We start from the raw sequence: 12228 nt of genomic DNA on the forward strand, positions 1-12228 counted from the left end.
GCTATTCTTTGGTGATTTGTGGTGTGTGGTCTGGGGTTATGGTGGCATGCGGACACACTTTTCTTTACTTAACCCGCGATTAGGCGCTAGTCGGCAATCCCATCAATGTGCGCCAGCAGGGCCGAGTTGTAGTACTCCGGGGTTTCCTGGTTGAGCAGGTGCTTGGCCGGCGAAATGACGACCATGGTCGAGCCCGCGATGCCGTCGTGAAGCGAAGTGACGACGTCGAGAGACGTAGAGGTGTCCTGCTTACCGGCGATGACCAGCGTCGGAGCGGTGATCTCGGCGAGGCGCTCGCGGGTGTCGAAGCGAGAGAGTGCTCCGCAGGCGCCGATGTAGCCGTCATCGGGGCAATCTGCGATCATGTCGCGGAAGCGGGCGGGGAGCTCAGGGGCGGTGTCGAAGCACTCGTCGGTAAACCAGTTGCGGACGACAGTGTCCGCGAGCGCGACCGTGCCCTTGTCGCGCACGAGCTCGGCCTTTTCCTGCCAGGCCTCGGGTGTGCCGAATTTCGGCGCCGTCGACGACAGTGTCAGACTGACCACGCGATCGGCGTGTTCTAGTGCGATGGTCTGGGCGATAGCGCCGCCGAGAGATAGTCCCACAAAATGTGCACGGTCAACATCCTCCTCATCGAGGACCTCGATGATGTCGGCGGCCAAGTGGCTCATGTCCCACTCACCCTCGGGGATAGGGGAATCGCCATGGCCGCGGACATCTGGCGTGATGACCTGGTACTTTTCGCTCAAAGCGGCTACCTGGGGCTCCCACATCTCCTGTGTGGTGCCCAGCGAGCCAATCAGGACAACCGTACCGTTGTCCTTGTGGTTGATTGCATGTGCGGTGTAGTCGATGGCCACGGGAGAATCCTCCTTGAAGGTGTCAGCTGTGTCGGCGTGTCAGCTGTGTCGGCTATTTCTCGGCGTTGCGAGCAGCTTCAGCGGCAGCCCGACCAGGGCCGTCGTCCTTCTTGGCCTCTGCCTCAGCGGCTTCCACGCGCTGCTTCGCCATGGACTCACGAGCAGCCTCCAGCCACTCCGGCATCTGCTCGAGCAAATCCTTAATCTCCGCCGTTGTCAGCGGCTTGTCCATGTCGTTCTTCTTCAACGCCGTGATAGTGATGCCCAGCTTGCGGGCAACTTCCGGGCGCGGGTGCGGTCCGTTGCGGCGTAGCTCAGCGAGCCATTCCGGCGGATTGGACTGCAGTTCGGCAAACTGCGCGTGCGAAATCTCACCAGTGCGAAATTCCTCGGGTGTGGCCGGGAGGAAAATGCCAAGTTTCTTGGCTGCGGTTAAGGGTTTCATGGGTTCAACGCTAGCACCCATTCGAGTAACCTTGCGGAGTATGTCGACTCCTGAACCCGCCGTCCTGCGCATCGTGTTCGCTACCGGCACCAGTCCCGAGAAGTGGTTTCGCCGCTTTAGGGATCGAATTCCGGCAACACTGCACACCCACGCCGCCGACGATCCGATGTCCGACCTGGTCGGCGGTGCCGCTGACATGGCGCTGGTTCGGTTAGAGTCCGAAAGCTCGCTGCCCGAGTCGCTCCATCGCATCCGGCTTTACGACGAAGCCTGGGGCGTGGCCTTCGAGAAAGAGCACGTGTTCTCCCTCACAGAGTCCGTGCCGGAGGAGCTGTTGGCGGACGAAACTGTGCTGCTGACCTCCGTGGATGCGGATGAGCTGCGACAGATGCTGCCCGTTGCGGCCACTGGTGCAGGTGTCGTGGTGGGACCTCGCACGATTTTGAAGGCGCTATCGAAGAAGGCGGTGGCCTCATCGAACTTGGTGGCCGAGGAAGGTGCCACAGATCCGCTGTCCCGGACAGCTATTTGGTTGGTGTGGCCGAAAGTAGAGGACGACGAGCTCCGGCAGGAGTTCGTCGGCATTGTCCAGGGGCGCAGGGAGGGCTCGACACGCACGCAGTTGGGGCGCAAGAAGGCTGACGAGCAGCCGAAGAAGTTGTCGGCCCGAGAAAAGACGCTTGCTAAGCAAGCCCGCCGGCAGCGCGCTGGGACCGTCGTAAAGCATGCGCGCAGTGGTCGTGGTGGACGTCGAAGCAGCGGCGGAAACGGGCGACCGCGCAGGCGAAAGTAATCTTTTTACAATATTTTTGCCGTTTCGTTCGACGTGCGCGGAAAAATTAGCCACACTTGTAGTTATGGCTGAAAAGAAGCGCGATTTCACGATTCGAATGATGCGTGAAGAGGACTATCCACAGATCCAAGAGATCTACGAGATTGGCCTGGATACGGGGCACGCGTCCTGGGAGCACTCCGCTCCCGAGTGGGACGAATTCATCGCACTCAAACGAGTGGATTTGTGTTACGTCGCCGTCGACGCAGAAAACCCGGACAAGATTCTGGCTTGGGCATCGGCAGCGCCGGTATCCAAGCGCCCGATTTTCAATGGCGTCATCGAAGACTCCATCTACGTCCATCCTGACGGGCAGGGCATGGGGCTGGCGGCGACGCTGCTGCAGAAGCTTATCGACGATGCCACGGAGCTCGACTGCTGGTCGATTCACTCGTGGGTCTTCCCGGAGAATGTGGGATCGTTAAAGCTGCATCGAAAGCTCGGCTTCCGTGAAGTGGGGATTTACCACCACATGGCAAAGATGACCTACGGCCCAATGGCGGGGCAGTGGCGCGATGTCATTATTTTGGAAAAGCTCCTGGAAAAGCCAGAGGAGCGCGCACTGAAGCGCGTCCAGGAAGAAGCAGAAGCCGCCGGTGAGCCGAACCGTCCGATTCTGGACAAGCTCGACCGCGCCGACGGCCAGGTGGGGGCATAGCTGCCGGGAGCCGCGGCTCCCGCGAATTAATTATTCGACGGTTTCCTTCAACGGATCCTCGCGAACAAAGAACACAATGATTGCTGCCAGAATAATCACTGGCATTAGTACCAAGAAGATCGGCGTCAAACCATCGTTGTAGCTGGAGATCAGCGCTTCATGGATTGGCGCCGGCATGCTATCTAGTACGTGCGGCGTCAGTGAACCGATCGACTTAGAGGAAAAGCCCTCCGGGCCCATCTGCTTTGCGAACTCTGCTGCAGCCTCCGGTGATGCGGCCTTGATTTGTTCGACAGCAGCCGGAACGCGTTCGCCTGCCAGGTCCTTCATGCGGTGGATGAAAATCGAACCCACAATGGAGGAACCGACCGCACCACCAATCTGGCGGAAGAAGTTATTCGCAGCGGTAGCGGTACCGACCATGGCGACCGGGAAGGAGTTCTGCACGATGAGAACCAGAACCTGCATGCCGGTGCCCAGGCCGAAGCCCATGATGAACAGGTACACACCAACCTGCCACAGCGGGGTGGTGGTCTCCAGCGTGGACAGCAAGTAGAGGGAGACAGCCATAATCATCAGGCCGACGAAGGGGTAGAAGCGATACTTACCAGTCCGCGAAATAATCTGGCCAACGCCAATTGAGGTGAGCAGCATGCCGACCATCATCGGCGTCATCATCAAACCTGCAGCGGTCGGTGACATTGAGTGCACCATCTGCAGGTAGGTCGGAATATAGGCCATAGTGCCGAACATCGCGATACCCAGAATGAGACCCGACACAGTCGTGAGCACGAAGTTCCGGTTATTAAACAAGTGCGTCGGAATCAGTGGGTTGGAAACGCGAGTCTCGGTGAGGAAGAACAGCACCCAGGAAACGACAGAGGCAACGATAAGCGAGATGATGACCCCGGAGTTCCAGTCGTACTGTGTACCGCCCCACGTGGTGGTGAGAATTAGCGTCGAGGCAGCGGCAGTCAAGAACATCGTGCCGATGTAGTCGAAGTTTCCTTCACTCTGGCGTCGGGGCAGCTTCAGGAAGGCCGCAGCTGCCGATAGTGCAACCACGCCCATCGGGACGTTGATCCACAGGCCCCAGCGCCAGCCCGGGCCGTCGGTGAACCAGCCTCCCAGCACTGGTCCCAGCACGGAACTCAGACCGAACACAGCACCCATGATGCCCATGTACTTACCGCGCTGGCGTGCGGGAATAACCTCGGCCAGGATGGCCTGTGAGGAAACCATCAATGTACCGCCAGCAAATCCCTGAAAAGCGCGGGCGGCGATGAGCAGGCTCATGGAGTTGGTGATTGCACCCATGACGGAACCGACCATGAACAGCGCGATGCCCATCATGAACAGGCCCTTGCGCCCAATCATGTCACCGAGCTTGCCGACAATCGGCATTGCCACAGTCTGTGCCAACAGGAATGCAGAAATAACCCACGACATGTGGTCAACTCCGCCGAGCTCGCCGACGATGGTCGGCAGGGCGGTGGCGAAAATCATCTGCCCCAGCGAGCTCATCAGCATAGTGAGAATGAGCGCGAAGAAAATGATTCCCAAGTGGGACTTGTTGTCAGAAACCGTGGTGTCGGTTTGATCTTGAGCAGTGGTGTTGCTAGCTGTCACTATTCCTCCTCCAGAAATTTTTAACGACGTCGGCGGCGTCGTGAAGCGGTGTATCTGTTGTGAATTCGTCCCGATGAGCCGATGAGTACAGCACGCATTCGCGGACGAAACCGACCGACAGTGCTACCTCGTGCCCGACGGGCAGCTCGGGGTGCGTGCGCGACTGTGGATTCATCTCGAAATAGCGCTCAAAGGCAGAACGGACGCGGCGCATTGAGTTGCCAAAATTCGAAATGACAACCGTCGATAGCTTTGGCTCATTGCGCAAAATCTCGCGGATACGCTCCTTGAGCAGACGGTGAAACTCTTCGGTTGCCCCCAGCTCTTTATATCGGAGTAGCTGGGATTGCTGCTTTTTCTCGATGAAATCGAGCATGTCCGCGATGGGGTCTTGGTGAATTTGGGCGAGGAATACCTCTTCATCGTCAGCATCGAATGACATGATGCCGTTGCCGAAGATGGCTTGATCCTTGGAGTCGAAGTAATTGAAGAATGTGCGTCGACTGATATTGACCCGCTGACAGATGTCTTCGATGTTGACTTGGTCGTATCCGCGATCCAATACAAGGGCGGTCGCGGCATCGGCCAAAGCGCAGTGTGTTTGAAACCTTTTGAGCTCCCGGAGACCGCACTCGGGGTGTTGGCCCGGGTCCAATCTGTGATAGGTATTCTCATCAATTTGCACGAGGTGCAAAGTTACACCGAGTGCAATGTGATGGCAAGTTGATGAGTCAACAGGTGTTTGAGTACCTATGCAGAGAGCATCTTTGGGTTGTTCAGGATGCCGTGGACTCAGGCGCAGGGGTCGGGTTGTTGATAGTCGCAACGCGCCATTCAATTACACAACCTTCGTGTTTTGTGTAGGCACGGTGGAAGGCTACGTCTCCTTCAATAGCTCGTGGCGCAGGGCGTCGTTAAGCGAAGTGAAGCGGAACCTGTGCCCCGCCTTTTGCAGCGCTGCTGCCTCTACTCTCTGATTCGCGAGAGCCAACTCCGCAGCACCGCGTTTGCCCAGCAGTACTGCAGGCCCCAGTGAAGGAATCGGAACCGCCGTCGGGCGGTGCAAGACCTCTCCCAATACCCTCGTGAACTCCGCATTATTCACTCCGGAAGCCAGTGGCACCACCGCATTGACAGGTCCGGCAAGTGCGGAATCTGCCAACGACCGGTGATAGATGTCCAACAGGTCGTCCAAAGCAATCCACGGGAACCACTGCTCGCCCGACCCCAATCTTCCTCCAAGTCCGGTGAACACCACGCCCGCTAGTAGCGGCAAGAGTCCGCCGCCACCAGCAAGCACGAGACCAGTACGGACGTTTACGACCCGCTTGCCTGCATCGCGAGCGGGATCCCATGCATTTTCCCAATCGCGCACGATAGCCGAGAGACTGTCCGCGGCGGCGCTGCCGTCGTAACGCTGCGCTTCCGCGCCAGGGCCAGCGTCCTCGGTGAGCACCTCTGGGCCACGATCCGCACCGTAGAACCCCACCGCCGACGCTCCAACCGCGACCTTCACGCTGTCAGTAGATGCAACGAGCTTTGCCAGAGCTCGCGTTGGTTCGACACGGGAATGGCGAACCTTTCGAAGATGCGCCTCCGTGAAGCGCCCCGCAATCGGTGCGCCGGCCAGATGGATGACCGCGTCGACTCCCTCCAGCAAGTCAGCTGCGGGTGCCGCAGTATCCCAATATCGCTTGTCCACACCCGTCTGTTCACGTGAGCGCACCAGCAAAATCACCTCATGTCCGGCCGTGGTCAGTAGCGCGCGCAGCTGCGTTCCGACGGTCCCCGTAGCTCCACTGATCGCCACTGTCAGCGGCTCCGGCACATGCCCCAAATACTCCGAAAGCCTATCGACGGCCGCAAGGTCGCCAGCAACCTTCGTAGCACGGTAGGCGAACATCGAATCCAACCCGGGTACCGGAACCTTGGTGTCAACGGTGTCCTCTAAAACCGTGCCAGCGCTGCCGTCGTCAAGCGGAGTATCGGAGAGAACGTGGGTGTGCTTCCACCCCGTGATGCGGCGAAAGGGCTCGCTGGTGACTTCGTCAATGAATCTCTGGCCGGGGAGGAAACCGGCCGGGTCGTGACGTGCAATCCATTTGAGGCCAGCCGGCATGGAGAATACGGTCGTGCCGTCGGCGAGGTTGGCGGATTCGGATTTCGGTGACATCGGGAGAAGCCCCGGTGTTAGGCGGGTGACAGCGCCTGGGCGGGAGAACCACTCGGCGACGCAACGGCGAGGAAATGCGATGGTGTGGCGATAGGTGGGAATAGTTAGTCACTCTCTGAAACTTGTCCGACGTTAAGGAAAAATAGTAGACCCCGAAGTCTTTCAGCGAAGTGAGACTACGGGGTCTTATGCGTAAGGTGCTCTCACACCTTCGAGTTCAGAAAGAACTAGTCACGATCAGTGTTGGCCATTGCCAGCACGTCGAGGCGCTTGTCCAGCTCTTCCTCGGTCAGCTTCTCGCCGTCGACGAAGCCCATGTCGATAACAGTCTGACGGATGGTCTTACCTTCCTTCAGAGCAGTCTTAGCGACCTTAGCTGCGTTCTCGTAGCCGATGGCGGAGTTCAGCGGGGTCACAATCGACGGGGAGGACTCAGCCAGAGTCTTCATACGCTCAACGTTCGGCTCGATGCCGTCCACCAGCTTCTCGGCGAAGACGCGTGCGGTGTTCGCCAGCAGCTTAGCGGACTCCAGCACGTTACGTGCCATGACCGGGATGAAGACGTTCAGCTCGAATGCGCCGTTAGCGCCAGCAAACTCAACAGCGGTGTCGTTGCCCAGAACCTGCGCTGCGACCTGGGTGGCAGTCTCGCACAGAACCGGGTTGACCTTACCCGGCATGATGGAGGAACCCGGCTGCAGATCCGGCAGGTGAATCTCAGCAAGGCCGGTCAGCGGGCCGGAGCCCATCCAGCGAATGTCGTTAGCGATCTTGTTCAGGGAGACTGCGACGGTGCGCATAGCGCCGGAGAATTCGACCAGGGCATCGCGGTTAGCCTGAGCCTCGAAGTGGTTCTGAGCCTCGCGCAGCTCCTTGATGCCGGTCAGTTCGACGAGCTCAGCGGTGACCTTGGCACCGAAGTCCGCCGGGGTGTTCAGGCCGGTGCCAACAGCGGTACCACCGATTGGCAGCTCGCCCAGACGCGGCAGGGTGGCCTCGATGCGCTCAATGCCAGCCTCAATCTGGCGGGCGTAACCGGAGAACTCCTGACCCAGGGTCACCGGGACAGCGTCCATCAGGTGAGTGCGGCCGGACTTAACAACGGTCTCCCATTCCTTGGCCTTCTTAGCCAGGGACTCCTGCAGAACCTTCAGTCCCGGGACGAGGTCCTTGACAGCTGCCTCGGTTGCTGCGACGTGAGTGGCAGTCGGGAAGGTGTCGTTGGAAGACTGACCCATGTTGACGTGGTCATTCGGGTGAACCTCAACGCCGTTGGCCTTTGCGATGGACGCAATGACTTCGTTGGTGTTCATGTTGGAAGAAGTGCCCGAACCGGTCTGGAAGACGTCAATCGGGAACTCAGCATCGTGCTTGCCTTCGGCAATTTCCTTGGCAGCGGCGACGATGGCATCTGCCTGCTCAGCAGACAGCAGGCCGCGCTCCTTGTTGACGATGGCGCAAGCTGCCTTCAGCAGACCCATAGCGCGAATCTGTGCAGACTCCAGCGGACGGCCGGAAATCGGGAAGTTCTCAACTGCACGCTGAGTCTGTGCGCGCCACAGGGCGTTAACCGGAACCTTAACCTCGCCCATGGTGTCGTGCTCGATGCGGAACTGCTGCTCTGTCATTCGTTGCCTCTTTCAGTTAGGGGAACTTGAGTGCGCGCAGAACGGCCCCTCATTGCGCATGCAATTTTCATGCGATGCAGAACCGTTAGCGCATTCATCTTCAAGTATGAATCAGTTTGTTAAAAAAGTGGTGCCCTGAGGGCACCACTAAAGGGGTAGTTACTTACAGATCGATGTCAGGCATCTCGCCCTTGCCGTAGTCGATGCTGGCGTACTTGCGCAGCTTCTCCAGGGAGTGGAAAGCCTCGATGCGGCGGATGGTGCCGGACTTGGAGCGCATAACCAGCGAGCGGGTCCACGCGCCGTTACCGCGGTAAGCGACACCGCGCAGCATGTCGCCGTTGGTGACACCAGTGGCAACGAAGTAGCAGTTGTCGGATGCGACCAGGTCATCGGTGGTCAGAACACGAGAAAGATCGTGCCCAGCGTCGAGAGCCTTCTTAATTTCAGCCTCATCGCGCGGGTGCAGTTTGCCCTGGATCTCGCCGCCCATACACTTCATGGCGCATGCGGTGATGACACCTTCTGGGGTGCCGCCGACGCCCATCATGATATCGACCGAGTTCGTGTTCTGAGCTGCGGCAACAGCGCCAGCAACGTCACCATCGCCAATCAGTCGAACCTTGGCGCCAGCTTCGCGGATGTCACGAATCATGTCAGCGTGGCGCGGGCGATCCAGCACGACAACAGTGACATCTTCCGGACGCAGCCCCTTGGCCTTAGCAACGACCTTGATGTTGTGCTCAACTGGAGCCTCGATGTCAATCTTGCCGGCAGCCTCCGGGCCAACAGCAATCTTATCCATGTAGAACACAGCCGACGGGTCGTACATGGAGCCGCGGTCTGCAGCAGCAAGAACAGCGATAGAGTTCGGGCGGCCCTCTGCCATCAGAGTCGTGCCGTCAATCGGGTCAACCGCGATGTCAACGGCCGGACCTTGGCCGTTGCCGACCTTTTCGCCGTTGAACAGCATCGGGGCTTCGTCCTTTTCGCCCTCGCCAATAACAACGACACCGTTCATAGCCACGGTGTTGATGAGCTGACGCATGGCATCGACGGCAGCGCCGTCGCCCTTTTCCTTCTGACCACGACCGACCCACTGACCAGCTGCCAGTGCAGCGGACTCAGTAACTCGGACGAGCTCCATCGCAAGGTTGCGATCTGGTGCTTCAGGATTCGAGGCGTTCATTGACTTCTGGCCCTTCCGTGGTTTTTTAGAACTCTTTTGAGGTTTGAGAATGTGCTGGGAGACGCCACGCCAGGAAACTGGGGTTTAGCGCTGCAACAATTTCTATTGATTGATGTTTGGCGCATCGGTTTTAGCGCCTTTGCATCTGTTACTAGTGTTCCACCTTTTTGGTGTTCGGGGGTGGACGCAGCGCCAAAGTGGGGGGAGTTTCAGGGCTAAACCCCCACATCACGCGGTTATCAAAAGTTTGTTCCGGCGTCAGTTCGCTTGACGACGTCGACAGCGTCCGTCATCAAGTATTGCTAGCTGCAGCTGTGCGGGTACGACTGATGACTAGGTTCGTTGCGGGGCCTTTGGCATACTTGAGCGCGTGGCGAATGAGAAACCTAGGATTTTGCAGGACAGTCGAGACATGATTCTCACCCTCGTGGTGATGTTTCTTGCGGTGGCTGTCACCATTGGCTTTACCGGCCTGTGCAGTTTTAACCCCGGGAAGCCGGAAAACGGTCCGGTGCACGAAGTCGATGCTGCCCCATTCGTGAACGTGGAGGCTCGGCGCGTGGACTATCCAGTTCGCCTGCCGAAGGTGCCTGAGGGCTGGACTTCAAACTCGACCCGCGCGGGTATGGCGGCGGGGAAGCAGACGACCATTATTGGCTATGTCACCGCTAGCGGAGCATTCATTCAGGTCACGCAAACAGATGCGGAAGCAGGTCAGCTGCCGGATGATGGTAAGAACCGTCTCCGGGACGGTACTACTGACGTGGAAGGTACAACCTGGACTAAGTATGAGCCGGCTGAGGACAACGTGCGTCGCGTATGGGTTGGGGACCTCGGTGACTCCCGCGCAATTATCGAGGGCACTGCCAACGACGCGGAGTTCACACAGTTGGCGGCGGCTATGCAGAAGGCCGAGCCAATCGATCCGGACGCGACAATGCCGGATTCGTCACAGCCGCAGCCGACTGCGTCCGAGATGCCGTCGGCACCAGCAAAGTAGGCCGAGTCGAGCGCTCACTAGGATGGGTAATCCCAACTAGGGGAATAAAATAGCTGAACTCAGCTATCGACGAAGAGACGAGAAACGATATGAACTGACGGTCGTTTCTCGTCTCTTTTTATTCCTCACCGCCCGCATTCTCGGCAGAAGCCGCGGCATCCTGATTCTTGCTGGCCAAGGCGGCTTCAACCTTTGCCCGTGCGCCAGCCAAATGCTCCTCGCAGCGGCGGGCCAGCGCCTCGCCTCGCTCCCACAGCGCCAGGGATTCATCCAGGCTCATCTGTCCGAGTTCTAGGAGCTTGACGGTCTCGACCAGCGCATCTCGAGCCTGCTCGTAGCTCAGGTTCTCCACCGGTACCTGTTCCTCCGAAGAGGGAGCCTGACCCGCGCCGAAAACATTGTCATTCATTAGCGAATACGTCCTTCACATTTAGTAGTTAAAGCTTCAAGGTTGGAAAAGTCATTGCTTACTAATTCGCCGGCTTCGTAGCTAGCGTCGCTGCAGAGATGGAGCCGTCACTGACGCGAATTCGCAGTTGGGAACCCATCGGAGCATCTGCAATAGAGGTCACAATCTGTGGTTCCGGCTGAGTAGCCGATTGTGCCTGCACGATGGCATAGCCGCGAGCGAGTGTGGCAGAGGGGCCAAGTGCTGAAACCTTGCCGCGCAATCCCGATACCACGGCTTCCTCACGTTCCAGACTGCGGTGGATGAGAAAACGCAGCCGATCAACCTGCGCCGTGACAAACTCTTCACGCACGCGGATGGGAGTGAGCGGATCGCGCAGTACCGGCCGCGACGTCAAATCCCGCAGAGTCGCTACTTCACGGTCAACCCATCGCCGTAGAGATGCCGAGGAGCGCTCACGCAGCTGTGCAATGAGGCGTCGTTCCTCAGCAGCATCGGGCACTGTTTTCTTTGCCGCATCCGTCGGTGTGGCAGCACGTAAATCAGCGACGTAATCCAACAGCGGAGTATCCGGCTCGTGCCCGATTGCAGAAACCACCGGTGTTGTCGCCTTACTCACCGCACGAATCAGAGCCTCATCTGAAAAAGGCAGCAAATCTTCGACACTGCCACCGCCACGGGCGACGATGATGACATCAACCTCCGGGTCGGCGTCGAGCTGTGCAAGCGCCTCAATAATCTCCGGAACAGCCTTGGCACCCTGCACAATCGTGTTGATTACCCGGAAACTCACCTCGGGCCAGCGGGCGCCCGCGACCGAAAGCACATCGCGTTCAGCCGCTGAACCGCGACCAGTAATCAACCCGATCTTGTTGGGGAGATAGGGCAGAGGGCGTTTCAGCCGTGGATCAAAAAGTCCTTCCGCCGCTAGCGCCTGGCGCAGCTGTTCCAACCGCGCCAATAGTTGCCCCAACCCCACGGGTCTCCACTCCGTAGCCCACAGGGAAAACTGCCCCCGCCCGGCATAAAACGCAGGCTTGCCCAAAACCACTACGCGGTCGCCGTTGCGCAACGGATTATTGCGCAGAGCCGCCGTAGAACAAGTCACCGACACCGAAAACTCCGCGGAGGTGTCACGCAGAGTGATGTAGGAGAGCTTCCAGCTCGGCTTGGAGTTGACCTGGGCGATTTCCCCCTCGACCCAAATCTGTCCAAGGCGCTCAATGTAGTCCTTGACTAACTGGTTCAGGCGTCGAACCTGAACCGGTTTCTCGGCCGACGTTTCCAATTTCGACATACATCAACACTTACACGATGGCGCGGATTGCGGGTTAAACGACAGAAAGTGTGTCTGGATTCGGTGATTTGTAGTGGTTGACCTCTAGGTTTCAGAGAAATATATGCT

Annotated in this window: 12 protein-coding genes; 3 read left to right on the forward strand and 9 right to left on the reverse strand. The window is 58.5% G+C overall.

What is annotated here, in order from left to right; translation table 11 throughout:
* Positions 1–86: 86 nt before the first annotated feature.
* Positions 87–860: an alpha/beta fold hydrolase gene (locus QP978_RS10395; RefSeq protein WP_070767292.1), complete on the reverse strand. Its 774-nt coding sequence runs from the start codon at positions 858–860 to the stop codon at positions 87–89.
* A gap of 52 nt (positions 861–912) precedes the next feature.
* A complete protein-coding gene (locus QP978_RS10400; protein WP_050773608.1) occupies positions 913–1305 on the reverse strand; it encodes a DUF5997 family protein in 393 nt (130 codons plus the stop codon).
* 40 nt (positions 1306–1345) lie between these two features.
* On the opposite strand from QP978_RS10400, the gene QP978_RS10405 reads away from it, so the two are divergent.
* Positions 1346–2098, forward strand: coding sequence for a type 2 periplasmic-binding domain-containing protein (locus tag QP978_RS10405; RefSeq protein WP_070546078.1), 753 nt, complete (start codon positions 1346–1348; stop codon positions 2096–2098).
* 64 nt (positions 2099–2162) lie between these two features.
* Positions 2163–2795 carry a GNAT family N-acetyltransferase gene (locus QP978_RS10410; protein ID WP_016423177.1) on the forward strand — a complete coding sequence of 211 codons (633 nt, stop codon included), beginning with the start codon at positions 2163–2165 and terminating at the stop codon, positions 2793–2795.
* A 30-nt stretch (positions 2796–2825) separates the two neighbouring features.
* Here QP978_RS10410 and QP978_RS10415 read toward each other — a convergent pair whose 3' ends face one another.
* The 5 genes from QP978_RS10415 to glpX form a co-directional block, all read right to left on the reverse strand.
* Positions 2826–4424: an MDR family MFS transporter gene (locus tag QP978_RS10415; RefSeq protein WP_049172271.1), complete on the reverse strand. Its 1599-nt coding sequence runs from the start codon at positions 4422–4424 to the stop codon at positions 2826–2828.
* Positions 4414–5109: a TetR/AcrR family transcriptional regulator gene (locus QP978_RS10420; RefSeq protein ID WP_049172273.1), complete on the reverse strand. Its 696-nt coding sequence runs from the start codon at positions 5107–5109 to the stop codon at positions 4414–4416. The genes QP978_RS10415 and QP978_RS10420 overlap by 11 nt, the downstream gene beginning before the upstream one ends.
* A 192-nt stretch (positions 5110–5301) precedes the next feature.
* Entirely contained in the window at positions 5302–6597 is a 1296-nt protein-coding gene (locus tag QP978_RS10425) for a TIGR01777 family oxidoreductase (protein WP_240593391.1), read from the reverse strand.
* A gap of 227 nt (positions 6598–6824) precedes the next feature.
* Complete coding sequence (locus tag QP978_RS10430; RefSeq protein WP_016423173.1) at positions 6825–8225, reverse strand: class II fumarate hydratase; 1401 nt, start codon at positions 8223–8225, stop codon at positions 6825–6827.
* Positions 8226–8388: 163 nt separating this feature from the next.
* On the reverse strand, positions 8389–9414 hold the full coding sequence (gene glpX, locus QP978_RS10435) for a class II fructose-bisphosphatase (protein WP_005510610.1): 1026 nt from the start codon (positions 9412–9414) through the stop codon (positions 8389–8391).
* Positions 9415–9784: 370 nt separating this feature from the next.
* On the opposite strand from glpX, the gene QP978_RS10440 reads away from it, so the two are divergent.
* Positions 9785–10414 carry a DUF4245 domain-containing protein gene (locus QP978_RS10440; protein ID WP_083295725.1) on the forward strand — a complete coding sequence of 210 codons (630 nt, stop codon included), beginning with the start codon at positions 9785–9787 and terminating at the stop codon, positions 10412–10414.
* Between the two features lie 118 nt (positions 10415–10532).
* On the opposite strand, the gene QP978_RS10445 is transcribed toward QP978_RS10440, so the two are convergent.
* Both QP978_RS10445 and xseA read right to left on the reverse strand, forming a co-directional pair.
* Positions 10533–10823, reverse strand: coding sequence for an exodeoxyribonuclease VII small subunit (locus QP978_RS10445; RefSeq protein WP_049181637.1), 291 nt, complete (start codon positions 10821–10823; stop codon positions 10533–10535).
* 61 nt (positions 10824–10884) lie between these two features.
* Complete coding sequence (gene xseA / locus QP978_RS10450; RefSeq protein ID WP_070429180.1) at positions 10885–12120, reverse strand: exodeoxyribonuclease VII large subunit; 1236 nt, start codon at positions 12118–12120, stop codon at positions 10885–10887.
* Positions 12121–12228: the final 108 nt, after the last annotated feature.

The sequence above is a fragment of the Corynebacterium sp. MSK035 genome (assembly GCF_030232615.1).
GTDB lineage: Bacteria > Actinomycetota > Actinomycetes > Mycobacteriales > Mycobacteriaceae > Corynebacterium > Corynebacterium jeikeium_D.

Excerpts from the sequence above, each read along its gene's own strand:
- QP978_RS10400 (WP_050773608.1), bottom strand. The coding sequence starts at position 1,305 with ATGAAACCCTTAACCGCAGCCAAGAAACTTGGCATTTTCCTCCCGGCC.
- QP978_RS10405 (WP_070546078.1), top strand. The coding sequence starts at position 1,346 with ATGTCGACTCCTGAACCCGCCGTCCTGCGCATCGTGTTCGCTACCGGC.
- QP978_RS10410 (WP_016423177.1), top strand. The coding sequence starts at position 2,163 with ATGGCTGAAAAGAAGCGCGATTTCACGATTCGAATGATGCGTGAAGAG.
- QP978_RS10425 (WP_240593391.1), bottom strand. The coding sequence starts at position 6,597 with ATGTCACCGAAATCCGAATCCGCCAACCTCGCCGACGGCACGACCGTA.
- QP978_RS10430 (WP_016423173.1), bottom strand. The coding sequence starts at position 8,225 with ATGACAGAGCAGCAGTTCCGCATCGAGCACGACACCATGGGCGAGGTT.
- glpX (WP_005510610.1), bottom strand. The coding sequence starts at position 9,414 with ATGAACGCCTCGAATCCTGAAGCACCAGATCGCAACCTTGCGATGGAG.
- QP978_RS10445 (WP_049181637.1), bottom strand. The coding sequence starts at position 10,823 with ATGAATGACAATGTTTTCGGCGCGGGTCAGGCTCCCTCTTCGGAGGAA.
- xseA (WP_070429180.1), bottom strand. The coding sequence starts at position 12,120 with ATGTCGAAATTGGAAACGTCGGCCGAGAAACCGGTTCAGGTTCGACGC.